This is a genomic window from Xanthomonas sp. WHRI 7064 (assembly GCF_040202355.2).
GTDB classification, from domain to species: domain Bacteria; phylum Pseudomonadota; class Gammaproteobacteria; order Xanthomonadales; family Xanthomonadaceae; genus Xanthomonas; species Xanthomonas arboricola.
The window spans coordinates 634,455-658,251 of the sequence record NZ_CP167821.1; the positions used below are offsets into that span (position 1 = coordinate 634,455).

Annotated in this window: 21 protein-coding genes; 13 read left to right on the forward strand and 8 right to left on the reverse strand. The window is 63.6% G+C overall.

Features of this window, described 5'->3' with window-relative positions; translation table 11 throughout:
- Window positions 1-86 precede the first annotated feature (86 nt).
- Window positions 87-2,372: a glycoside hydrolase family 3 N-terminal domain-containing protein gene (locus ABQY74_RS02745; RefSeq protein WP_349793304.1), complete on the forward strand. Its 2,286-nt coding sequence runs from the start codon at window positions 87-89 to the stop codon at window positions 2,370-2,372.
- A 178-nt stretch (window positions 2,373-2,550) separates the two neighbouring features.
- Here the strand turns inward: ABQY74_RS02745 and ABQY74_RS02750 are convergent, their stop codons facing one another.
- The 3 genes from ABQY74_RS02750 to ABQY74_RS02760 form a co-directional block, all read right to left on the reverse strand.
- Window positions 2,551-4,818, reverse strand: a complete 2,268-nt coding sequence (locus ABQY74_RS02750; RefSeq protein WP_349779761.1) for a methyl-accepting chemotaxis protein — start codon at window positions 4,816-4,818, stop codon at window positions 2,551-2,553.
- A 300-nt stretch (window positions 4,819-5,118) separates the two neighbouring features.
- On the reverse strand, window positions 5,119-5,865 hold the full coding sequence (locus tag ABQY74_RS02755; protein WP_047127973.1) for an NADPH-dependent F420 reductase: 747 nt from the start codon (window positions 5,863-5,865) through the stop codon (window positions 5,119-5,121).
- Window positions 5,866-5,918: 53 nt separating this feature from the next.
- Entirely contained in the window at window positions 5,919-6,503 is a 585-nt protein-coding gene (locus tag ABQY74_RS02760) for a TetR/AcrR family transcriptional regulator (protein ID WP_065050354.1), read from the reverse strand.
- Window positions 6,504-6,695: 192 nt separating this feature from the next.
- Between ABQY74_RS02760 and ABQY74_RS02765 the strand changes: the two genes are divergently transcribed.
- Both ABQY74_RS02765 and ABQY74_RS02770 read left to right on the forward strand, forming a co-directional pair.
- Window positions 6,696-8,024 (forward strand): NtaA/DmoA family FMN-dependent monooxygenase, encoded by a 1,329-nt coding sequence (locus ABQY74_RS02765; RefSeq protein WP_184230303.1) that lies wholly within the window; start codon window positions 6,696-6,698, stop codon window positions 8,022-8,024.
- A gap of 35 nt (window positions 8,025-8,059) precedes the next feature.
- Window positions 8,060-8,800, forward strand: coding sequence for an NADPH-dependent F420 reductase (locus ABQY74_RS02770; RefSeq protein WP_104571455.1), 741 nt, complete (start codon window positions 8,060-8,062; stop codon window positions 8,798-8,800).
- Between the two features lie 265 nt (window positions 8,801-9,065).
- Here the strand turns inward: ABQY74_RS02770 and ABQY74_RS02775 are convergent, their stop codons facing one another.
- On the reverse strand, window positions 9,066-9,815 hold the full coding sequence (locus ABQY74_RS02775; protein WP_104571456.1) for an SDR family oxidoreductase: 750 nt from the start codon (window positions 9,813-9,815) through the stop codon (window positions 9,066-9,068).
- A gap of 112 nt (window positions 9,816-9,927) precedes the next feature.
- On the opposite strand from ABQY74_RS02775, the gene ABQY74_RS02780 reads away from it, so the two are divergent.
- Window positions 9,928-10,506 carry a TetR/AcrR family transcriptional regulator gene (locus ABQY74_RS02780; RefSeq protein ID WP_039522468.1) on the forward strand — a complete coding sequence of 193 codons (579 nt, stop codon included), beginning with the start codon at window positions 9,928-9,930 and terminating at the stop codon, window positions 10,504-10,506.
- Window positions 10,507-10,558: 52 nt separating this feature from the next.
- Here the strand turns inward: ABQY74_RS02780 and ABQY74_RS02785 are convergent, their stop codons facing one another.
- Window positions 10,559-11,476, reverse strand: a complete 918-nt coding sequence (locus ABQY74_RS02785) for a LysR family transcriptional regulator (protein ID WP_184230301.1) — start codon at window positions 11,474-11,476, stop codon at window positions 10,559-10,561.
- 154 nt (window positions 11,477-11,630) lie between these two features.
- Between ABQY74_RS02785 and dctA the strand changes: the two genes are divergently transcribed.
- Entirely contained in the window at window positions 11,631-12,947 is a 1,317-nt protein-coding gene (gene dctA / locus ABQY74_RS02790) for a C4-dicarboxylate transporter DctA (protein ID WP_164741672.1), read from the forward strand.
- A 28-nt stretch (window positions 12,948-12,975) separates the two neighbouring features.
- Window positions 12,976-14,139 carry a mandelate racemase/muconate lactonizing enzyme family protein gene (locus ABQY74_RS02795; RefSeq protein ID WP_039518632.1) on the forward strand — a complete coding sequence of 388 codons (1,164 nt, stop codon included), beginning with the start codon at window positions 12,976-12,978 and terminating at the stop codon, window positions 14,137-14,139.
- Between the two features lie 96 nt (window positions 14,140-14,235).
- On the opposite strand, the gene ABQY74_RS02800 is transcribed toward ABQY74_RS02795, so the two are convergent.
- The gene (locus ABQY74_RS02800) at window positions 14,236-15,816 is read right to left on the reverse strand and encodes a thioredoxin family protein (RefSeq protein WP_349793479.1); all 1,581 of its coding nucleotides are present in this window, start codon (window positions 15,814-15,816) and stop codon (window positions 14,236-14,238) included.
- A 455-nt stretch (window positions 15,817-16,271) separates the two neighbouring features.
- On the opposite strand from ABQY74_RS02800, the gene ABQY74_RS02805 reads away from it, so the two are divergent.
- The 5 genes from ABQY74_RS02805 (at window position 16,272) to ABQY74_RS02825 (ending at window position 20,448) form a co-directional block, all read left to right on the forward strand.
- The gene (locus ABQY74_RS02805; protein ID WP_016902431.1) at window positions 16,272-16,850 is read left to right on the forward strand and encodes an aminodeoxychorismate/anthranilate synthase component II; all 579 of its coding nucleotides are present in this window, start codon (window positions 16,272-16,274) and stop codon (window positions 16,848-16,850) included.
- Between the two features lie 175 nt (window positions 16,851-17,025).
- A complete protein-coding gene (locus ABQY74_RS02810) occupies window positions 17,026-17,658 on the forward strand; it encodes a flavin reductase family protein (protein ID WP_016902430.1) in 633 nt (210 codons plus the stop codon).
- A gap of 116 nt (window positions 17,659-17,774) precedes the next feature.
- Window positions 17,775-18,812: an anthranilate phosphoribosyltransferase gene (gene trpD, locus ABQY74_RS02815; protein WP_104554451.1), complete on the forward strand. Its 1,038-nt coding sequence runs from the start codon at window positions 17,775-17,777 to the stop codon at window positions 18,810-18,812.
- A 54-nt stretch (window positions 18,813-18,866) separates the two neighbouring features.
- Window positions 18,867-19,739 carry an indole-3-glycerol phosphate synthase TrpC gene (trpC, locus tag ABQY74_RS02820; protein ID WP_372470029.1) on the forward strand — a complete coding sequence of 291 codons (873 nt, stop codon included), beginning with the start codon at window positions 18,867-18,869 and terminating at the stop codon, window positions 19,737-19,739.
- Window positions 19,732-20,448, forward strand: coding sequence for a haloacid dehalogenase-like hydrolase (locus ABQY74_RS02825; RefSeq protein ID WP_016902427.1), 717 nt, complete (start codon window positions 19,732-19,734; stop codon window positions 20,446-20,448). Before trpC ends, ABQY74_RS02825 begins: the two co-directional genes overlap by 8 nt.
- Before the next feature lie 287 nt (window positions 20,449-20,735).
- On the opposite strand, the gene crp is transcribed toward ABQY74_RS02825, so the two are convergent.
- Entirely contained in the window at window positions 20,736-21,428 is a 693-nt protein-coding gene (crp, locus tag ABQY74_RS02830; RefSeq protein WP_024938194.1) for a cAMP-activated global transcriptional regulator CRP, read from the reverse strand.
- Window positions 21,429-21,565: 137 nt separating this feature from the next.
- Here crp and speD point away from each other — a divergent pair, with 137 nt between their 5' ends.
- Entirely contained in the window at window positions 21,566-22,360 is a 795-nt protein-coding gene (gene speD, locus ABQY74_RS02835) for an adenosylmethionine decarboxylase (protein ID WP_005990692.1), read from the forward strand.
- 164 nt (window positions 22,361-22,524) lie between these two features.
- A complete protein-coding gene (locus ABQY74_RS02840) occupies window positions 22,525-22,839 on the forward strand; it encodes a multidrug efflux SMR transporter (RefSeq protein WP_003483069.1) in 315 nt (104 codons plus the stop codon).
- Window positions 22,840-23,104: 265 nt separating this feature from the next.
- On the opposite strand, the gene coq7 is transcribed toward ABQY74_RS02840, so the two are convergent.
- A complete protein-coding gene (gene coq7 / locus ABQY74_RS02845; protein WP_039514749.1) occupies window positions 23,105-23,758 on the reverse strand; it encodes a 2-polyprenyl-3-methyl-6-methoxy-1,4-benzoquinone monooxygenase in 654 nt (217 codons plus the stop codon).
- Window positions 23,759-23,797: the final 39 nt, after the last annotated feature.

A 23,797-nucleotide genomic window follows, 5' to 3' on the forward strand; every position in this document is an offset into this window, starting at 1 on the left:
AAGCGGACATCGCGAATGCGAACCGGTATGTGTGTTCGGGCTTGCCCATCCAGTAGCGTTGACCGCCGCCGCCAAGCACCCTTCCTATGCCTGCATGCACTACTAGACGCCAGCTACTGCGTAGCGCCGGAACACTGGCGCTGCTCGCGCGCATTCCCGCTGGCTGGGCATTGCCGACCGGTGCGGCGCGGCCGCCTGGCTTCATCGATGCATTGATCGCACGCATGACCGTGGAGGAAAAAGCGGGCCAGCTCAGCCTGTTCAGTTCGGCGCAGCAGGATGGCAAGGCGATCGTCGCCAATCCGCTGACCCGCACCGCCGACGGGAGCGCTCAACTGGCGGCCGCCCGAGCCGGGCGGCTGACCGGAGTGTTCAACGGGTCCAACGTGCGCTGGCACCAGCAACTGCAGCAGGCAGCGCTGAAAAGCCGGTTGCGGATTCCGCTGTTGTTTGCCGCCGATGTGATCCATGGCTATACCACGGTGTTCCCGGTGCCGTTGGCCGAGGCGGCCAGCTTCGAGCCGACGCTGGCACAGCGCACCGCGCATGCCGCGGCGATGGAGGCCAGTGCTGTGGGTCTCGACTGGACCTTCGCGCCCATGGTGGATATCGCCCGCGATGCACGTTGGGGGCGTGGCGTGGAAGGCGCCGGCGAAGACGTGCTGCTGGCGCGGCTGTTTGCGCAGGCACGGGTGCGCGGTTTCCAGGGCGATGCGGGGCTGGCCCATCCCGAGGCGATGGCCGCCTGCCCCAAACACTTCGCCGCCTATGGTGCGGCCGAGGGCGGGCTGGATTACAACCGCGTGGACGTGTCCGAACGGACGCTGCGCGGGGTGTATTTCCCGCCGTTCCAGGCAGCGTTTGCCGCAGGCGCGGTCACGACCATGGCCGCCTTCAACGAACTGTCGGGCATTCCCTCCACTGCCAATGCGTGGCTGCTGGATACGGTATTGCGCAGGGAATGGGGCTATCCCGGCCTGGTCGTGTCCGACTTCCAGGCCGACCAGGAACTGATCGCGCACGGCGTTGCGGCCACTGGCCGTGACGCGGCAAGACTGGCGTTTTTGGCCGGGGTGGATATCAGCATGGAAAGCGGCCTGTATCTACAGCACCTGCCGGCCTTGGTTGCCGCAGGCGACGTGCCGATGGCACGGCTGGATGCGTCAGTAAGACGCGTCCTGGCGTTCAAGGCGGCGCTGGGGCTGTTCGACGACCCGTTCCGGCGCATCCGGCCCGCACGGGCGCAGTCATTGCAGCGCAACACCGACACCTTGGCACTGGCCCGCGAAGCCGCATGCAAATCGGTGGTATTGCTGAAGAACGATGGCGAGCTGCTGCCATTGCGCCGCAGCGGCCAGCGCATTGCCTTGATCGGGCCCATGGCGCGCGACTGGATCAATCATGCCGGGCCATGGAGCCTGTTCGATGAGGAGGACACGCGCAATACGCTGGCCACCGCGCTGGCGAATGCGCTGCAGGATCTGCAGGCACTACAGGTGGTGGACGGCTGCGACTTCGAACAAGCATTGCCGGGCGGTGTGCAGGCCGCGGTAGCTGCCGCCAGGTGTGCCGATGTCGCGCTGCTGGCGATTGGCGAACCACTGGGCTACTCGGGCGAAGCGCAATCGCGCAGCGAGATCTGCATCCCCGAAGCGCAGCGACAGTTGCTAGCGGCAGTCGTCGCCACCGGTACGCCTGTCGCGGTCCTGCTCAGCACCGGTCGCGCGCTTGCGCTGGAAGGGCCGGTGCTTGAATGCGCGGCGATCCTGGTGACGTGGTTCCTGGGCTCGGCGGCCGGCGTTGCATTGGCCGACATCCTGTTGGGTGCGCAGGCACCGTCCGGCCGTTTGCCGGTGAGTTTTCCCCATGCGGTCGGGCAGGTGCCCTACACCTATGCCCACCCGCCAACCGGCCGTCCCAATCCCCGGCCGGACGAGCTGGAGCCGTATACCACGCATTACCGGACGGCGCCCAACACGGCACTGTTTCCGTTTGGCCATGGACTCACCTATGGGCGCATCGACTATGCCGAACTGAGCTTGAGCGATGCACGCCTGCCAGCCAATGGCAGCGTGCGCATCAGCGTACGCATCTACAACCGCGGCACGCGCGATGCGGACGAAGTGGTGCAACTGTATGTGCGCGACCGCAGCGCCAGCGTGACCCGGCCGGTGCGGGAGCTGAAGGGTTTCCGCAAGCTCGCGGTGCCGGCTGGCGGCAGCGCGCTGGTGGAGTTCGTGTTGCGGCGTGCGGACCTGTTGTTCATCGGTCAGGCATTGCAACTGACCGTGGAGCCGGGTGTGTTCGATGTATGGGTGGCGCCATCGGCTGAAGCTGCAGGACTGACGGCAAGCTTCGAATTGGTGGAGTGAGGTGACGTGTGGTGATGCTGGTCGATATTCATGACCTTGAGCATCACCTGCGCCCGAAGTCCGATGACCGTTGTTCCCGAGCAGTCGGTGCGACCGACCACGCGGATCCCATGCTGCGCAGTGATGTGCAAGAGCAGAACGCGGGTGGGCCCGGAAATCCGGGCCCACCACGGTTCGGTCAGAACTCCTGCCAGCCTGCGCCGTCTGTTGCGCCGGCGACTGACTCGAGTTTGCGTGGTGCCCGGTGCGGAACAAGCTTTGCAGGTGTCTTCAGGGGCGCTGCCGTTTTCCTGCTTGCGGACTTGGCAATGGCTGACGTAACAGCAGCTGCGCCGACCGCAAGAGCTTTCTGTCCGTCGATCTTGAAGACCGCCACCGCCTCGGTCAGCTGCGTGGCCTGCTCCTCCATCGCACGGGCTGCAGCGGTCGCTTCCTCGACCAGGGCCGCGTTCTGCTGCGTCGTTTCGTCCATCTGCGTGACCGTGATGTTGACCTGCTCGATGCCTGCCGACTGTTCCTGCGACGCTGCGGAGATCTCACCCATGATGTCGGTCACCCGCTGCACGCTGGAGACGATCTCGGCCATCGTGGTGCCCGCCGTGTGCACCAGCGCAGAGCCTTCGGTGACGCGTTCGACCGAGTCGTCGATCAGGGTCTTGATCTCCTTGGCCGCGGCGGTGGACCGCTGGGCCAGCGTGCGCACTTCCGAGGCAACCACGGCAAATCCGCGGCCCTGTTCGCCGGCACGTGCCGCTTCCACAGCCGCGTTCAAGGCCAGGATGTTGGTCTGGAACGAGATGCCGTCAATGACGGAGATGATGTCGGCAATCTTCTTGGACGAGGCTTCAATACCGGCCATGGTGCCCACGACCTTGCTCACGATCTCGCCGCCCTGGGACGCCACGCCTGCCGCGCCAATCGCCAGTTGGTTGGCTTGACGTGCGTGTTCGGCGTTCTGGCGCACGGTGGAGGTCAGCTCTTCCATCGAGGCGGCGGTTTCTTCCAGGTTGGCCGCCTGTTGTTCGGTGCGCTGCGACAAGTCCTGGTTGCCGGCGGCAATCTCGCTGGCCGCCGAGTTGATCGACACTGCCGACTGCTGGATGCGGCCGACGATCTCCGCAAGCTGCGCGGCGGTGGTGTTGGCGTCATCGCGCATCTGCGCGAACACACCCCTGAACTCGCCGGTCATGCGTGCGGTCAGGTCGCCTGCGGCGATGGACTGCAGCAGCGAAGACAGCGATTGCAGGTTGCTGTCCGCGGTGGCCATGAGCAGGTTCAAGCTCTCCACCATGACGCGGAAATCGTACTGGAAACGCTCGGCATCGCCGCGCGCGGTGAAGTCACCGTCCGCGGCAGCCTGCGCCAGCTGCTTGATCTCGATGTTCATCGCGGACAGGTTGGCCTTGACCTCGTCCATGGTCTGGGTCAGCACGGCCTTCTCACCGGGCAGGCGCTCCATGCTCTCGCTCAGGTCGCCGATGGCATAGCGGCCCATGATCCGTGCAAGGTTGGACTGCACGGCCAGGTGGGAGGCCACCAGCGCATTGGTGTCCTCGGCCATGCGGCCGTAGTCGCCCGGGAAGGCCTGGGCATCCATGCGGAAGCTGGTCTGGCCTTCGTCGTGGCGCTTGGCCATGTCGCCCTGTGCAGTCAAAAGAGCCTGCAGCTGTGTCTGCATGCCCTGCATGGCGCGCAGCAAGCGGCCGGTTTCGTCCCTGGCCTGTGTCTGCACGTTGTTGCCGAGCTGACCCTTGGCGATCGCCTCGGCTGCGTTGGTGGCGCGTGCCAGCGGCTGGGTCAGGCTGCGGGTGATGAGCCAGGCCAGCAGGCTGCTGACCAGCACGACCGCGGCACCGCCAAGGATGAGCAGGAGCTTGCCGCGATCCATCGACCGGACTGCTTCTGCGTAGGCCTGTCTGCTCTGTCCTTCCTGCCGGGTGACGAGCTCGCGGATCTTGTCCTGCCAGGCGAGCGTGGCAGGCCGCGCCTGTTCGCTGAGGATGTCCTGGGCCTGCGCGTTCTCGTTCTTGGCGGCCAGTGCCATGACTTCGTCGTTGAACTTCACGGAAGTCGCCCGACGCTCGTCCATCTCGTTACGGATCTTCCGCCCTTCCTCCGAGCTGGACAGCGTATCCAGCCTGGTGCGCAGCTCCTGGTAGCGCTGACGCTGGGCGTTGATGGTGTTGAGCGCTTCGGTGTTGAGCTCCTCGCTTGTCGCCATGGCATACGTGCCCAGTGCGATCAGCAGCGATGAGTTGGCATCCAGCATGCCGTTGCCGATCTGGATCTTGGCGGTGCGGTCGAGAACGATGAAGTCCAACTGCGCGCGTGCGTTCGCCATCGTGCTCAGGCCGGTGGCCACCAGCAGGCCTGAGAGAAGAATCAGGATTCCGAATGCAACGGCCAGGCGGTGGCCGACGTTGAAGCGTTGAAGAAAGGCGATCATGGACGTCCCAGGAGAGATCAGTGGAGGCATCGATGCCCACGCTGTTAGCGAGCCTGGCACCGGTTCCCCAATAACGGCGTCCTTGTCCAAAACTGGAATGTCTGTCACTAAATTATCATCGCACCCTTCAGAAAACGGCCGAGCTGTCGGGGTGCTCCTGACGCATGTCAGGACGGGCGGCTGCACGCCTGGCACAAACCGCTGTTCGCCGTGCCGCCGTCTTGCCATCCTCATGCTCGGCAACACCTGCCTGCGTTTTAAAACGCACTGACTGCATGGCGATGTTGCCGACCTGCCTGGCTACATGTAGATGGCTCTGCTGATCCGGGCGCCGAAGCCTGCATCGGGATTGGTTGCGGAGTCGCCCAACCTTTCCTGCATGACCGCCACGGCAAGGTCGCGACGTTTCGCCAGTCGGCTGCGGTCGGCGCTGGCGAGTGCATCGCCCATCTCGCTCCTGGTCAGATCGGTGCAATACGCAGGCGCTCCTGGCTGCTGGCGCCAGGAATCGGCCAGGTGGCCCGAATAAAACGCGTCGAAGCCGGTGTCGTTCACCAATGCCATCGCGACCTCGCGATCAGTGTCGCGATCAGCCGCCACGGGGATGGCGATACGGCCGGGCGCAGTGGCCGGCTGGCCTTTCTCGGCAAGCGAACCAGACCCGATCGCATTCCATGCCTTGGCGATCGGGCGGCCCAATTGCTCAGCCACCCACAGGCTCTCGACCTGGCCCGCTTCAATGGCGTCAATCTTGCTGTCACGCGCGGGGTAGTAGTTGGACGTGTCGATCAGTACGACATCACTTGAAACCTGCGCCAGCAGCGGCTTGAACTCCGGAATCCTGTTCAACGGGATCGACAGGATGATGGCATCGACATCGACCACACACTCTTGCGCAGTCACTGCGCGAGCGCCCGCGGACAGCAGTTGCAGGTCAATCGTCTCTGGCCCACGCGAGTTGGCAACCTTGACCTCATGGCCGAGCGAACTCAGCTTTTTCACCAACGTCTTGCCGATATGGCCAGTGCCGATAATGCCTAGCTTCATGATGGGTTCTTCTGTGTGGAGAGCGGGGTGGTTTGCGGGGCGAGGGAAGCCTTTCACGCAGGAAGCGCCCAGCCTGAGCGCAGCACGTCCTGCAGCGCCTGCCGCGCGTCGCTGTCCGCGTCACCGCTGGCAGCTCCTGCCCATGCGATCGCAAGCGCGGCAAGAAAGATGTCGCGGCCAGTCAACGATGCCCGCGCCTGACCGGAGCGTTGTGCAGCCTGCAGAAACACGCCTGAGGCCTCGACCACGGATTGGCAGGTCGGCATCAACACCGAACTTGGCTGGGACCATGCGGCCCGTAGCGGCTCCGGAAGACCTTCGTAGGCATTCATCCAGTTTCCCAATGCCTCGATCCATCGTTGCAGCGCACGCCCCGGGTCGTGCTCTTCTGCCCTGATGGCCATGCGTGCTTGCTCGAGGTTGGCGTAATGCGTTTCCAGTAGCGCTGCCAGCAGGGCGTCGCGGCTGGGAAAGTGCCGATACAAGGTCCCCGGGCCAACGCCTGCACGCTTGGCAATGCTGTCCATCGACACATCGATGCCTTCCTCGGCAAAGGCGTTGCCGGCGACCTCAAGAATATGGGTCCTGTTGCGTTGGGCATCGGCGCGCGGAGGGCGTGGCTGAACGTCGGAGGACATGGGTCGGTTAGCCTGGTTCTTGATATCCGGAGTGTATCTCCATATATTTCTCGGCACAAACGGAGTGTGTCTCCCTTTTGCGGGACGCTCTGAACCGGAAGGTTTCGAGACTGCAGGCGGCGGCCGGCTGTCGTCGTCTCCGCCGGTTGTCACCGCCAGACGCACGCACCACCACTGCAGATCGAGAAACGCATGAGCCACTCCAAGACGATGATCATTGGCCTGCATCTGGGCAATGGCTACGGCTCCCAGCCGGGAGCCTGGCGCATGCCGTGGGTGGATCCGACCAACTACACCAGCTTCGATGCCCGCGTGCGTCAGGCGCAGGCCGCCGAGCGTGGGAAATTCCAGTTCATTTTCCTGCCTGACGGTCCGAGCGCGGTGGCCGATATCGACAACGAAGCGCCTCACTTCAACCTGGACGTGATGATGACCCTGGCTGCCGTTGCACGCGGCACCGAGCGTATCGGTCTGGTGGCCACCGGCTCCACGACGTTCAACGAGCCGTTCAATCTGGCGCGGCAGTTCAAGGCGCTGGACATCATGAGCCACGGGCGTGCCGGCTGGAATGCGGTGACCTCCAGTGGCGAGGATGTCGCCGCGAACTACGGGCGAAAAATTCCGTCCAGCGCGGATCGTTACGCACGTGCGCACGAATTCGTGCAACTGGTGCAGGCGTTGTGGGGCAGTTGGGGGAAGGATGCCTGGCTGCACGACCAGGCCTCTGGCCGGTTTGCCGACGCCAGGCAAATTGCGCCGATCAACCTGCAGGGCAGGTTCGTCGGCTCCCGCGGACCGCTGTATATCCCACCCTCCGAGCAGGGCCAGCCGGTGATCTTCCATGCCGGCGGCAGTCCCAATGCGTTGGAGCTGGCCGGACGTTATGCCAGTGCTGTGATCGGTGCGTGTTTCAGCATTGAAGATGCCCGCGCGCAACGCACCGCCTTCCGCAACGCCGCCAAGCAGGCCGGCCGCGACCCGGACGAGATCAAGTTCATTCCCGGGCTGATGACGACAATCGCGCAGGATCGCCGTGCGGCACTGGATCGCCGGATTGCACTGACCGCGCATACGTTTCCTCAGCGGCTGGGTTACCTGCAACAGATGCTCGGGCTACGTCTGGATCCTGCTGCACTCGAGCGGCCTCTGTCGCCCGCGCAACTGGCTGCGGCACGCCCGTCGCCGCAGGATCCTCGCTCGACAAAGGCGCTGCAGATCGCGCGGGAGGGCTGGAGCCTGCGCGACATCCTGGCCCATGGCGTCATCGACTATCACCCGGTGATTGTGGGCCCGGCGGTCGAGGCGGCCGACCACATGCAAGCCTGGTTCGAGGCAGATGCGGCCGATGGTTTCTGGATCTCACCGGATATCAATGACGACGGCATCGACGCCTTTGTCGATGGAGTCGTGCCGATCCTGCAGCAACGCGGTCTGTTCCATCGCGATTACCGGGGCACCACGCTGCGCGACCACCTGGGCGAACCTGCCCAATACGGGCGCGATCCACGCATCACTGCGTGAGCCGCAGCACGTCACACACATCGGAAGGAGCACACATGAACATCGGCATCATTGGCGCAGGCAATATCGGTGGCACCCTGGCACGCAAATTCGTTGCAGCCGGGCATGTCGTCAAACTGGCTGGTTCAAAAGGCCCCGACAGCATTCGCGAATTGGCAGAAACAATCGGCGCCGAGCCTGTCGCCGCTGAAGAGGCGGTCAAGGACGTCGAGGTGATCGTGCTGTCCATCCCGTTCGCCCGGATCCCCGAGGTTGCGGAGCTGTTCTCTACCGTGCCCGCAGAGGTGGTGGTGATCGATACCTCGAACTACTACCCGCAGCTCGGCACCAGGATCCCGGAAGTCGACGGCGGCAAGCTGGAAAGTGTCTGGTCCAGCGAGCAGCTTGGCCGGCCCATCATCAAGGCATTCAATGCCGTGCTCGCCAGGACACTGGCTGAGCGCGGCAAGCCCGCAGGCACGCAGAACCGGATCGCCATCCCAGTGGCAGGCGACAGTCCGGCCGGCAAGGCGATCGCGCAGCAACTGCTCGACGCTGCCGGGTTCGACTCGGTCGACGCGGGAAATCTTGCAGATTCATGGCGGCAGCAGCCAGGCACGCCTGCGTATTGCACCGAACTTCCGACCGCTGAGCTGGCGTCAGCGCTCAAGGCCGCAGTGAAGGGTGATGCACCGGGTCATCGCGATGCACTGATGGCCGAGTTCTTTGGGGCCGACGCACCGCCAAGTCACGAGACGATCGTTGCGCGCAATCGGGCAGTGACCGCGCCGCGCTGAGATCCGTTTCCAGGGGATCGGAAGAACCCTCGCGAGGAGCGGGTGCCAAACCGAATGGATCCAGCTAGGTGCACATCGCACCGGGATGGTCTGCGCGCTGCAAAGGTGTCGAAGGCGCTCACTTAGAAGCACTGGATGCGCGCGGCGAACATGCCTGCGCATCTCGCGGTAGCGGCCTTGCAGTCATTCATGCGCCCACGGGTGAATGACCGGCGTCAGCACGGCGGTGGCGCCGTGCTGACGAGTTGGATGTTCTGCGCCAGCCCTAGAACTTGACGGTGGAAAGCATTCCCAGCATCTCGTCGTAGCTGCCATTGGCCGCCGCATCGCGAAGAAACCTGGCGCGTTCCACGACAATCTCCTTCGGGGTGTTTTCTGCATGCAGCAGCGCCAGTGCTTCGTCGAGGAATTCGTCCAGGGGCATGGCATGTTCGTCGTTGCCTTGGCCATACAGTTTGGTGCGAACGCCCGGAGGCACCAGCTCGATGACCTGCACGGTGCTGTCGGCCAGCTGCACACGCAAGGCTTCGGTGAACGAGTGCACCGCGGCCTTGCTGGCGCTGTAGGTCATTGCAGCCGGGAACGGCACAAAGCCCAGCGCGGAACTGACATTGATGATGACGCTGTCGTTGTTGCCTGCAAGTTGCGGCAAGAATGCATAGGTCATGCGGATGGTGCCGAGCAGGTTGATGGCAATCGCGTCTTCGGCAGCCTGCAAGGACTCTGGCTTGAAGACGTTCTCGCTCGGCATGATGCCGGCATTGTTGATCACCACATTCAAGGCGGGGTAGCGCTCGGCCGCCACGCGGCTGGCCTGGACGATGGAGTCCGCGTCCGCAACGTCGATTTCGATTGCCTCGATGCCTGGATGCTCGGCAGTGATCTGATCCAGCAGCGCTTTCTTTCGCCCTGACACGATGACCATGTTGCCAGCCTGCTGGAGCCGCAGCGCCAGTCCAAGGCCGATGCCAGAGGTCGAGCCGGTAATGAGGATGGTGTTGCCGCTGTTCTTCATGGATGTTTCCTGGGTACGGAAGGAGTAGAATCCAAACGGACAACAGTCCGCTTGCTCCTAAACGTTGGCGGACAACTGTCCGTTTGTCAACAAATTCAGTGAGGAACAGGGTGTGGAAAAGCCAACGCGATCCGATGCACTGCAAAACCGCGAGCGCATCCTGTCCGTGGCGCTTGCGGAGCTGGTGCGCTCGGCCGATGTGCCACTGAGCGCGATCGCCAAGAAGGCAGGCGTCGGGCAAGGGACCTTCTACCGCCACTTCCCGACGCGGGAGGCCTTGGTGGTAGAGGTCTATCGCCATGAGATGCTGCAGGTCACCGGGTTCGCCGAGCAGTTGCTGAAGACGCGTCCGCCGGAGCAGGCGCTACGCGAGTGGATGAACCGTCTGGCCGAATACGCCATTACCAAGGCGGGCCTGGCGGATGCGCTTCGGGTTGTCGCCAACGCGAAGGAGTGCGCAGGCAACGCAGGCTATGCCCCCGTGATCGCTGCCGCCCAATTGCTGCTGGATGCCAACGAGAAGGCCGGAACGATTCGTCCAGGGATCACCACGGACAAGTTTTTCCTGGCGATCGCAGGGATCTGGCAGATCGACGCCACCGAGAACTGGCAGCCACGCCTGGCCTGGCTCATGGAGACGGTGATGGAAGGATTGTGCGCGGGAGCGCCAGGACGGCCCGCAGGCGGATAGCGGCGGCAAGCGCCCGGATTCCAAGCGCGCAGCAGCGCGCATGCCGCACCCGCTAGGTCTCCAGCTTGCCTTGCTTGAGCTTTTCCCACATGTCTTCGGCTTGCCGGGGTAAGCCGCCGGTGTGACGTAGCAGGCAGATCTCCATGCCGATATCCCAGTGCGTGTCGCCGGGCGCTGCATGGACCAGCAGCCCTTTGGCGAGGTCCTCTTCCACCAGTGTGCGCGGCAGCCACGCGATCCCGGCACCAGAGCGGCACATGGCCAGCAAGGTCGCTGCAAGATCGGAAGTGAGCGCAGGTGTCAGGCGCGGGTCCACATCCTTGAACGCTGGATGCCCGGCGATGATGCGGCCCAGGCCGGAATCTGCACTGTAGGACAGCAAGGGCATTGTATCGGTCGAGGCAAGCGACCAACGTGGGCTGCCGTCGCCATTTTCCTTCGCTGCACTGAAGGGCTGAAGCACATCGTTGCCGACCACAACCCGCTCGAATTGTTCCGTGTCCAGCCCAAGACGCATCCGCGGATGATGGTGGCAGAGCAGGAATTGCGCTGCCCCTTGCAGCATCAATTTTTCGCACGCCCTGAGCGTGTCGGAGACCAGCTGAAACGCACCGATACCGGTGTTTGATTCGATGCGCCTGACAAATGCCGGAAAGAACGTGAAAGAAAGAACATGGGTGGCGAGGAACGCCAACGCAGGCCGGTGTCGCCCGGCCACTTCCAGTGTTTCCTGCCGCGCAGCGTAAATGCCCGAGACCAACCCGGATGCTTTGCGAACGAACGCTTCGCCGGCCGGCGTCATCAGCACTTCCTTGCGCGAGCGCGTGAACAGCGGCGTGCCCAACCATTCTTCGAGGGCATGAATGCGCCGACTGAAGGCCGGCTGGGTGACAAAGCGACGTTGTGCGGCGCGCGAGAAATTCAGGGTCTCAGCCAACGCCAAGCAGTCTTCGAGCCATGTCAGTTCCATGATGCCGATTGTGCATCAAGCGCATAAAAAAGGCATTGGCAGCGCTTGGGCGCTGGCCCTTACGCTCCGACTCGAACTTGCAACGCCTCCACAGGCAGGTTGTCCAGCAAGCGGCAATTCCGGTGGGTTCGCATGTCGACGGGAGCGGGCGATCATGCAGAAACGAAGTGGCATAAGACAGGTGCTTGGCCAGCTCTACGTGCAGGTGCTGATCGCCATCGTCATTGGCGGCCTGGTGGGCTATGTGTGGCCGCATCTGGGTGTGGTCTTGCAGCCTGTCGCAGAGGGTTTCATCAAGCTCATCAAGATGCTTCTGGCACCGATCATCTTTGGAACGGTCGTGGTCGGTATCGCCAAGATGGGAAGCGTCAGAGAGGTCGGGAAAACCGGCATCAAGGCGCTGATTTACTTCGAGGTCGTGTCGACACTCGCACTGGCGATTGGTCTTGTCGTGGTGAACATCATCCGCCCCGGCGAGGGCATGAACATCGATGCCGGTTCGATCGACAGCAGCGCGATCGGGCAGTATGTCGATCGCGCAAAAGACGATGCAGGCATGGTGGACTTTGTGCTGAACATCATTCCCACCACGCTGGTGGACGCCTTCGCCAAAGGCAGCATGCTGCAAGTCATCCTGGTATCGGTGTTGTTTGCAGTAGGGCTATTGCAGCTGGGCGAGCGTGGCAAGCCCCTGGTCGATCTCATCGATAACGGGCTGCAGGCATTGTTCAAGATGATCAACATGGTGATGCGACTCGCGCCACTGGGTGCCGGTGCGGGCATCGCTTTCACGATCGGCAAGTATGGCCTTGCCACCCTGTGGTCGCTGGGGCATTTGATGCTGGCCGTCTACGTGACGTCGGCACTGTTCGTGTTTGTGGTGCTGGGAGCGATCGCACGGTGGACGGGCTTTCCACTTTTGCGCCTTCTCCGGTTCATCAAGGACGAAATACTTGTCACGTTCGGAACCTGTTCGACCGAAGCCGTGCTGCCGCGCATGATGATGAAGCTCGAACTGGCCGGCGTGCGCAAATCGACGGTTGGCCTGGTCCTGCCTACCGGATACACCTTCAATGCGGACGGCACCTGTATCTACCTGACCATGGCAGCCATCTTTGTGGCGCAAGCGACCAATACGCCGCTGCCGGTCTATCAACAGATTGCCTTGCTTGGGGTGTTGTTGCTGACCTCGAAAGGATCGGCTGGTGTCGCTGGCGCGGGTTTCGTTGCGTTGGCCGCAACGCTTTCCACCATCGACACGGTGCCTGTTGCAGGGCTGGTGCTTCTGCTGGGCGTCGATCGCTTCATGAACGAGGCCAGGGCGGTGGTCAACCTGATCGGCAACAGTGTCGCCACGCTTGCCATTGCCAAGTGGGATGGCGCGCTGGATCTGTCCAAGACCCGGGAAATCATGCGTCGTCAACAAGCGGGCGAGCCCATGCCTGTCGCAGCCTCTTCAACCGATCCATAACTCACACCAACCTGCGGGAGACCATCCAATGCGTATCATCGATGTCGTTGAAATCACCAAGCCGATCTCCTCGCCGATCCGTAACGCCTACATCGATTTTTCGAAGATGACCGCCAGTCTGGTGGCGGTGGTCACCGATCAGGTGCGCGACGGCCGTCGGGTCGTCGGCTACGGATTCAACTCCAATGGGCGCTATGGACAGGGCGGACTGATACGCGAGCGCTTTCGCGATCGCATCCTGGAGGCAGACAGTGCATCGCTGTGCAACGACGCCGGCGACAATCTGGATCCGTCCAGGATCTGGAAGGCGATGATGTCCAACGAAAAGCCGGGTGGTCACGGCGAGCGCTCCGTCGCAGTGGGGACGCTGGATATGGCGATCTGGGATGCGACCGCCAAGATCGCCGGCATGCCGCTGTTCCGCTATCTGGCGCAGATGAAAGGCCGGCAAGCCAATCCCCGCGTCTTCGTCTATGCAGCCGGTGGCTACTATTACCCGGGCAAGGACAACAGTGCCTTGCGCAAAGAGATGCGCGGCTATCTGGACCGTGGCTACAACGTGGTCAAGATGAAGATCGGTGGCGCGTCCATCGAGGAGGATCGCGGCCGGATCGAGTCGGTGCTTGAGGAAATCGGCAGCCAGGCCCGCTTGGCGGTGGATGCAAATGGGCGCTTTGACCTGGAGACTGGCATCGCCTACGCCAAGATGCTGCGCGACTATCCGCTGTTCTGGTACGAGGAAGTCGGTGATCCGCTCGACTACGCGCTGCAAGCCGCCCTGAGCGAATTCTATCCGGGGCCGATGGCAACCGGCGAAAACCTGTTCTCGCACCAGGATGCACGCAACCTGCTGCGCTATGGCGGCATGCGTCCGGACCGCGATTACCTGCAGTTCGATTGCGCGCTGTCGTACGGCCTGGTCGAATATCTGCGCACGCTGGAGGTGCTGGAGCAGTTCGGCTGGTCGCCCGCACGTTGCATCCCGCACGGTGGTCATCAGATGTCGCTCAACATTGCCGCAGGCCTGGGTCTGGGCGGCAATGAGAGTTATCCGGACCTGTTCCAGCCATATGGCGGGTTTCCGGATGGCGTCCAGGTCCAGGACGGACACATCGTGATGCCGGAGTTGCCGGGTATCGGCTTCGAGGGCAAGTCCGACCTGATCAAGGTCATGCGTGAGCTGGCCGAATAGGACGGGATGGCATTGGCTGCGTTTCTGATGGGCGAACCACCTGCGCGGTGCGTGCCTGTGCCGACCTTCGCAGGCGCATCAGGACTACGCCCCGCCTCACCCCAGCCAGTCGGCGCAGGCGGCCGGCTTGTTCCCGTCGGCGCAACGTGTCTGCGCCTTCTGGCGCAGGCGCGTCAGCACCGCGCTGCCTGTCGGGCTCTGCTTGCTCCAGGTCTTCAGTGATGCGCCGACTTCCTCGAAGTGCTGGCGATTGTCTTTGAGATAGCCATCGGATTGCCGCGCCAGATCGCCGATCACTCGGCTTGCAAGCGTCTCGATACCTGTACCGTCCTCCGGGCTGAGCCGGACCAGCGCATCCAGATAGGTCATGCCCCGCTCAACCACGGTCCCCTGGCTACCATTCGAATCGTAGGCCTGCTTGAACCATGACAGCGCAGCCTTGGTGTCACCGCGCTGTTCGGCCAGGATGCCCAGGTAGGGCATGTAGTAGGACGGTGTCTTGCTACGCGTCAACTCGGCCTGCATCAATTGCGCAGATCCCTTGTTATCGCCCACCAGCGCCAACAAGCCGGCAGCACTTGTGATCGTGGACTGACGCTCTTCATCGGTCTTGGCTTCCGTCACCGCCCACTGCACGCGCTGGTGCACGGTCTTGACCACGTCTGCAGGCAGCGGAGGTTGCGGCTTATTCATTTCCGCTCTGGTCGGCTGTCCCTGTGCCAGGCGAGCAAGGTCGATCTCGGCATACCCGGTCCGCAAACGATCAACGATGGGCAAGGTGGGATCGGCATAGGCCTGCGCCAACGCCTGATTGAACTCCCTGGACAATGCGGCACGTTTGCCCGGATCGTCGGTTGCGGAAGCAACCAGCGTGGCAGCACCACGCACCAGCACATCAAGATTGTTGCGCACCTCCGACGGGTTGGAAAACACGGTTTGCAGCAACGTGTACGTCGCCGGGCTTGCGACGGGCTTCTGCCTGGTGACGGCCACTGCCAGCAGCTGGAAGCGGCGCTGCAAGGCCGGCTGTGGTGCCGCCTTCGCCAGTGCAGCCAGGGTGCCGGGCGCAGCCTTTGCATCGACCAGTTGGTCGTCCTGCAACCAGCTGTAATTGCCGAGAAGAGTCCACTCGTCCGGCTTTAGCGTTTGTGGAGCGTTGAGCGCCCGCTCCAGGATCTGCTTTGTACTTGCGGTGGATTGAGCTGCAACGCGCAGGCTATCGACAAGCTGGGCGGTACTGCTGTCGCCCACCAGCCGGGTGATTTCGCTGCGATCCGGGCGTAGCAGGATGACCGTGGGATACCCCCTGACGCCGAAGCGTTCGGCCCAGGTCTGGGCTTCTTGCAGGTCTGCGTCCAGATGCACTGCCACGAATTGCCGCGTCTGCGCGATGAACCCCGGGTCCTTGAACGTGGTGGCCTTGAGCCGGTTGCACGGTGGGCACCAGATGGCGCCCCAGTACAACAGGAGTGGTTTGCCGGTGTTCCTGGCCTCCTCCAGGGCTTTCTCCACATTTCCCTCATGCCAGTTTATCGCGGGCGCCGCTGCAGGCCGCGTTGCTGCCGCGGGCGGCGCGGATGCCGCCGACGGCGTTGATCTGTCGCAGGCCGTCAGCGCTGCCAGCAACGCGGAAAGAGCGATGAGCATGGGGGACGGCGAACGAAACGACAGAGCCATGGAAAGCCTTTGCGTGATGGAGGTCAGCTGAGCGCGGTTGTGTGGAAACATCTCCACGCCTGCCAATTTCTCGAAGCATCACGTCTTTCCAGTTTGCCCGGAGCGGAGGATGCGAACTGCCGTCACGCCGAGCGCATCGTTAGGGACGCATGGCGGCGAGCATTGGATCCAGGCTGGAGACAGCCGGCGTTCCGCGCGTGAGGTGCAAGTTGTCTAGCCGGTCCGGACCTGTCGGAGCACTGTGGTCCGGGCAGGGACAGCGTGGATGACGCGTCTGCATGGCTGATCGCGTTGATCGGACACAGGAGCGCTGAGCGAGCCCGTGCGAAGATATGCTTCGGTGTTGCTCGCTCCCCGGCCGCTTGGGTATCCAGGCGGGTTGAAAGGGATCAGGGCGGGTATCGGCGGGTTGTTTCGGGCTGTTGCCCTTTAAAAAACAAAGAGATAGGCCTGAAATGTTACTGATGCTCGACAACTACGACAGCTTTACCTACAACCTCGTGCAGTACCTGCAGGCGCTGGGCGCCGAGGTCACGGTGGTGCGCAACGACGCGATGAGCGTGGATCAGATCGCCGCGCTCAGGCCCGAGCGCATCGTGATCTCGCCCGGCCCGTGCACCCCGAACGAGGCCGGTATCTCGCTGCAGCTGATCGAGCAGCTGGGCCAGACCACGCCGATCCTGGGTGTGTGCCTGGGGCATCAAAGCATCGGGCAGGTCTATGGCGGCGATGTGATCCGCGCCGACAACATCATGCATGGCAAGACCTCGCCGATCCGCCACCAGGGCAAGGGCGTGTTCGCCGGCCTGCCGGACAGCTACGAAGCCACCCGCTACCACTCGCTGGTGGTGGACAAGACCACCTTGCCCGACGCGCTGGAAGTCACCGCCTGGACCGAGAATCCGGATGGCTCGATCGAAGAGATCATGGGCCTGCGCCATCGCCAGTTTCCGGTCGAAGGCGTGCAGTTCCATCCCGAGTCGATCCTGACCCAGCACGGTCAGGCCTTGCTGAAAAACTTCCTGCAGCGTTGATCGAAATGCGCAGCGCGCACGTCGCAAGGGCCGCCGTAACCTTCGTCAGTCTCGATGCAGTCGTCAGCACCGTCGATACACCGGCGACCCGCGCGCGCAATGCCCGCAATCAGCTGCGCGCCAGCGTGCAGCTGATTTTCCACCTCGCTTCGTTCACACCTGCATCCGGATCACGATGAGCACCGCCAGCGACAGCTTCCACTTCTACGAACCAGGCCAGGGCCACGGGCTGCCGCACGATCCGTTCAACGCCATCGTCGGTCCGCGGCCGATCGGCTGGATCGGCTCGCGCAGCGCCGAGGGCATCGCCAATCTGGCCCCTTACAGCTTCTTCAATGCGTTCAACTACGTGCCGCCGATCGTCGGTTTCGCCAGCATCGGCCGCAAGGACAGCCTGCGCAATATCGAAGCCACCGGCGAGTTCAGCTGGAACCTGGCCACGCGCCCATTGGCCGAGGCGATGAACGCCAGTGCGGCGATGGTGCCGGCGGAGGTCGACGAGTTCGTATTGGCCGAGCTGCAGATGGCGCCATCGCGGCTGATCGGTGCCCCGCGCGTGGCGGCCAGTCCGGTCAGTTTCGAATGCCGGCTCAGCCAGCTGTTGCCGCTGCAGAGCGCAGCCGGGCAGGCCATCGAAACCTGGCTGGTCCTGGGCGAAGTGGTCGGCGTGCATCTGGCGCACGCGGCATTGCAGGACGGCATCTACGATCCCGCAGCCGTGCAGACGATTCTGCGCGCCGGCGGCGCCGCCGACTATTTCGAAGTGCAGGCGCAGGCACGCTTCCGCATGCGGCGCCCGGGCCAGTGAGCGCTGCGCGCCGCGTCGCTGCAGGGCATTGCCGCCATGCGCGACTGCAGCGCCAGGATTGATTGATCAAGCTCACTGCCGCCTATCTTTCTTACGTTTTGCCACGGTCCTCGTCCATGCCCATTACCCCGCAAGAAGCCCTGCAACGCACCATCGAACACCGCGAAATCTTCCATGACGAAATGGTCGAGTTGATGCGCCAGATCATGCGTGGTGAGGTCTCGGACATGATGGTCGCCGCCATCCTCACCGGGTTGCGGGTCAAGAAGGAAACCATCGGCGAGATCGCCGGCGCAGCCACGGTGATGCGCGAGTTCTCGCGTCGCGTGGAAGTGAGTGATCGCCAGCATATGGTCGACATCGTCGGCACCGGCGGCGATGGCTCGCATACCTTCAACATCTCCACCTGCGCCATGTTCGTGGCCGCCGCCGGTGGTGCCAAGGTCGCCAAGCACGGCAATCGCAGCGTCTCCTCCAAGTCCGGCAGTGCCGACGCGCTGGAGGCCCTGGGCGCGGCGATCGAGCTGCAGCCCGAGCAGGTCGCCGCCTCGCTGGCGCAGACCGGTATCGGCTTCATGTATGCACCGGTGCATCATCCGGCCATGAAGGTGGTGGCGCCGGTGCGTCGTGAAATGGGCGTGCGCACCATCTTCAACATCCTCGGCCCGCTGACCAACCCGGCCGGCTCGCCGAACATCCTGATGGGCGTGTTCCATCCGGACCTGGTCGGCATCCAGGCGCGCGTGCTGCAGGAACTTGGCGCCGAGCGCGCGCTGGTGGTGTGGGGCCGCGATGGCATGGACGAGCTCTCGCTCGGTGCCGGCACCCTGGTCGGCGAACTGCGCGATGGCCAGGTGCGCGAATACGAAGTGCATCCGGAGGATTTCGGCATTGCCATGTCGGCTAGCCGCAACCTCAAGGTGGCCGATGCCGCGCAGTCGCGCACGATGCTGTTGCAGGTGCTCGACAATGTGCCCGGCCCGGCACTGGACATCGTCGCGCTCAATGCCGGGGCGGCGCTGTACGTGGCAGGCGTGTCCGACAGCATCGCCGACGGCGTCGTGCGTGCGCGTGCGGTCCTGGCCGATGGCTCGGCGCGTGCAAAGCTGGACGCCTATGTCGCCTTCACCCGGCAGATTGCCCCGCAGGCCTGACCCTTCCCACCGCACCGGCAAGCATGGCCTCGGCATCCTCACAATCCCGCTGGCATGCTGCGCGCTGGCGCGTGGCGGCCGGTTGCGGCCGTCTTGACCGATAATGCCCGCCCGCCAGGACCCGATACGATGAGCGACATCCTCAACACCATCCTCGCCCGCAAGGCCGAAGAAATCGCCGAGCGCAGTGCGCGCGTGCCGCTGGCCGAGCTGATCGCGCGCAGCGCCGACCTGCCGCTTACGCGCGGTTTCGCTGTCGCCATGCAGGCCAGCATCGCCGCCGGCGAGCCGGCAGTGATCGCCGAAGTGAAGAAGGCCAGCCCGTCCAAGGGCGTGATCAGGCCCGACTTCCACCCGGCCGACATCGCGGTCAGCTATGAATTCGGCGGCGCCAGCTGCCTGTCGGTGCTGACCGATGTGGACTTCTTCCAGGGTGCCGATGCCTATCTGCGCCAGGCGCGCGAGGCCTGCACGCTGCCGGTGCTGCGCAAGGACTTCACCGTCGACCCCTACCAGGTCTACGAAGCGCGCGTGCTTGGCGCCGATTGCATCCTGCTGATCGTCTCGGCACTGGACGATGGGCAGCTGGCCGAGCTGTCCGGCCTGGCCATGCAGCTGGGCCTGGACGTGCTGGTGGAAGTGCACGACATCGACGAGCTCGAGCGCGCGGTGCAGGTGCCGGTACCGCTGGTGGGCATCAACAACCGCAATCTGCGCACCTTCGAAGTGACGCTGCAGACCACGCTGGACATGCGCGCCGCCGTGCCGCGCGACCGCATCCTGGTCACCGAAAGCGGCATTGTCACTCCGGCCGATGTGCAGTTGATGCGCAGCCACGGCGTGAACGCGTTTCTGGTCGGCGAGACCTTCATGCGCGCGCCCGAACCCGGCGAGTCGCTGCGTCAGCTATTCTTCGCGCATGACTGAGGCGTATCCCGTACCGCGCGACGACGCACCGCTGGTGGTCTTCGATTTCGACCACACGCTGTATGACGGCGACTCCGGCAGCCATCTGTTCGCCTGGCTGATCAAGCGCAACCCCTTGCGTCTGCTGGTGGCGCTGTTGGCCTCGCCAATCCTCGGCCCGATGGTGGCGATGCTGCCGACCCGTCGCCGCGGCGTGTCCGGGTATGTGTGGATCGCCACCTTCGGCCTGCACCGTACGCGCGAGTTCAACCGTTTCATCGATGCGTACGTGCTCAAGCATGAGGCGCAGATCCGGCAGCGCCTGTTGCCGCACGCCTTGAAGGTGTTCACCGACCACCGCGCTGCCGGCGACCGCGTGGTGGTGGCCACCGGCGCGCCGCCGGAACTGGCGCGCGCGATTCTCGGCTTTGTCGCCCATCAGGACGTGCCGGTGATCGGCAGCCTGGTCGGCCCACGCCTGGGTGCGGTCACCGCGCGACGTCACTGCCACAACGAAGAGAAGATGCGCATGCTGCGCGAGCGCGGCTATGCCGACATCGCCATTGCCTATTCGGACAGCACCGCGGATCTGCCGCTGTTGAAGGCCGCGCGTGCGCCGGTGGTGGTCAATCCGAAGGCCAATCGCGAAGCGCTGTTCCGGCAGGTGCTGCCGGCCGGCACGCCGATCCTCAACTGGGGATGTCGCGATCGCGGTGGCAAGGCGCTGTAGCGCCTGGCGCCGGTAGCGGCGCGCAGCCTGGCGGGCACGGCAGGTATTCGAACTCGGCAGCTACCGCGCAGACGCACGGCTTGCTTCGCGCGCATCCGGTGGCTGTCACCAAGATTTACCGGTCACGCCAAGCCCGCCGAAGCAGCAGGGAAGGGTAAGCAGCTAGTAATTCACAGCAAGCAGCACGCGGCGGCGCAGCGCGCCCGACCGCATCAGTCCGCATACCGTGCGGCATGCGGTTCAAGCTGCGGCTGGTGCAGTGCTGCACCAGCCGCGACCACAACCGCCTAGCGGGTGCCGTAGAGCACGACGGTCTTGCCGCGCGCATGCAGCAGGCCGTCGGCCTGCAGCTTCTTGAGCACGCGACCGGCCATTTCGCGCGAACAACCCACCAGCCGTGCCAGTTCCTGCCGCGATACGCGCAGCTGGGTGCCCTGCGGGTGACTCATCGCTTCAGGCTCCTTGGACAGGTCGTGCAGGGTGCGCACGATGCGGTCGGTTACGTCCAGGAACGCCAGGCGGCTGGCTTTCCTTGTGGTATCGAGCAACCGCTTGGACAGCTGAACGCCAATCGCGTACAGGATGCGCGGCGCATCCGGCGACAGACTGGTCTGGAACAGCTGCTGCAGCCGCTCGTAGCTGATCTCGGCCAGCTCGCACTGGGTGCGGGTGCGCAAGATCACCTCGCGGGTATCGGATTCGATGAACAACCCCATCTCGCCGACGAACTCGCCGCTACCGAAGTAGCCCAGCACCAACTCACGATCGTCATCTTCCTCGGCAATGATGCTCACCGAGCCACTGATCACGTAGTAGAGGGTGCCAGCCGGGTCTCCTGGCCGGAACACATCGGTCCGGGTCGGATAGCGCCTGCGATGGCTGTGCGCCAGGAAACGCTCGATCGTGCCCGCGTCCAGCGCCAGAGAAGGGGTAGCGTTACGTACCGTCGTAGTCACAACCGTCGTGTTTCCTGGGCTCATGGTAGTTCCGCGTGTAATTCCTGAAGCTTAACGGCATGAGTCATGCAAGGTAAACCATTCTTAACATCGGCATTTCGTTGCTGGGATCTTTGGCTCATAATTGTTTCCTTTCCCGCCTTCCATAAGGACAGACCGACGTGGTCAAGCCGTTGCCTCGCCTGAGGCTACAGGGGTTCAACAACCTCACCAAGGCGTTGAGCTTCAACATCTACGACGTCTGTTACGCGCGTACCGAAGAGGAGCGTCAGCGCTACATCGAATATATCGATGAGCAGTACGACGCCGATCGTCTGACGCAGATCCTGACCGATGTTGCCGAGATCATTGGCGCCAACATCCTCAATATCGCACGTCAGGACTACGATCCGCAGGGCGCATCGGTCACGATCCTGATCTCGGAAGAGCCCGTCATCGACAAGAAGCAGGCTGGTAAGGAGCTGATCTCCGATGCCGTGGTTGCGCATATGGACAAAAGTCATATCACTGTCCATACATACCCCGAGACGCATCCGCAGGAAGGCATCGCCACATTCCGCGCCGATATCGACGTCGCCACCTGCGGCGTGATCTCGCCGTTGAAGGCGCTGAACTACCTGATCGAGAGCCTGGAATCGGACATCGTGATCATGGACTACCGCGTCCGTGGCTTCACCCGCGATGTGAAGGGCAAGAAGCACTACATCGACCACAAGATCAACTCGATCCAGCACTTCCTCGCCAAGAACGTGAAGTCGCGCTACGAGATGTTCGACGTGAACGTCTATCAGGAAAACATCTTCCACACCAAGATGCACCTGAAGGACTTCGACCTGGACCAGTACCTGTTCGAGGAGCGCGCCAAGAACCTCTCGTTCAAGGAGCGCATGAAGATTGAAACGCTGCTCAAGCGCGAGATCGAAGAGCTGTTCCACGGGCGCAACCTGAGCGAGTAAGCGCAGCGAGCGAGCTGTTGCGTGACCTGCCTGCAGGCGCGCGAAAGAACCAAGGCGGGACGGCCCGCCACGCGATGACCTCGCGTTCCACAGCCGACGGCGGCCCAGTGTGCAAACACTGGGTCGCTTTTTTTTTGTGCGTTTTTCAAGTGAGGAGTGATGCGATGCCCTGGATCTATCTGCTGCTGGCCGGCCTGTTCGAAATCGGTTTTGCCATGGGCCTGAAGTACAGCGACGGCTTCACCCGCCTGTGGCCGACCGTGCTGACGATCGGTCTGGCGGGCATCAGCCTGTGGTTCCTGACCCAGGCACTGAAGACCATTCCGGTCGGCACCGGTTACGCGATCTGGACCGGGATCGGCGCGCTGGGCGTCACCATCGCCGGCATCGCACTGTTCGGCGACAGCGCGTCATGGTCGCGTCTGGCCTGCATCGGCCTGATCGTGGCCGGGGTGATCGGGCTGAAGCTGGTGGGATAGTCGTGGTCAGCCCTGCGTGGTCAGCCCTGCGTGGTCAGCCCCACTGCGTGGGCCTGACCCCCCAAGGTTTGCGTAGCAAACCTTGGGCCCCACTTCGTAGCAGCCTATCCCCCCGCCTTCGGCGCGCCCCCTTAACAGAAGGGGGCTCTGCTCCAGTGGGGTGTTGCGAGGTGTGGGCTTGGTTTGCTGGGCGCTGCCAGCTGCCAGCCGCCAATCCCCAATCCCCAATCCCCAATCCCCAATCCCCAATCCCCAATCCCGCCGGCTACAGCCGGTACGCCACCGCTTTCATCAGCTTGGAGGCCAGGGCCATGGCGCTGGGGATCGGGGGCGGGAGGATGCGCGCGCCGGCCTGTTCGGCCTGGTCGGCGTGGCGGGCTTCGTCGATCTTCATCACGCGCAGGATCGCGCGGCTGCGCTGGTCGACCTCGGGGAGGGTTTCCAGGTGTTCGTCCAGATGCGCTTCGACCTGGCGCTCGGTTTCGACCACGAAGCCCAGGCTCCAGTCGTCGCCGCGCAATCCGGCCAGGGCGCCGAGCGCGTAGCTGCCGGCGTACCAGAGCGGGTTGAACAGGCTGGGGCGGCTGTCCAGCTCGTGCAGGCGGTCGGCGCACCAGGCCAGATGGTCGGTTTCTTCCTGCGCCGCCTCCAGCAGATGGTGCTGGGTGTGGGCATCGCGGGCGACCGCGGCCTGGCCAAAATACAGGCCTTGCGCGCAGACTTCGCCGACGTGGTTGATCCGCATCAAGCCGGCGGCGTGGCGACGCTGGTCCGGTTCCAGTGCGACGTCGGGGGTGTCAGCGGCCGGGTTGGGGCGCTCGGCGGGCGGATTGCCGAATACCGTGTCCAGCGCGCGCTGGGCTTCGACTAGCAGCCGGTCGAGCGGGCTATGCAGTCGGAAAGAGGAGATCTGGGTCATGCGCCGATTCTGGCCCCGGACCGAGCCGCTGCCAACCGC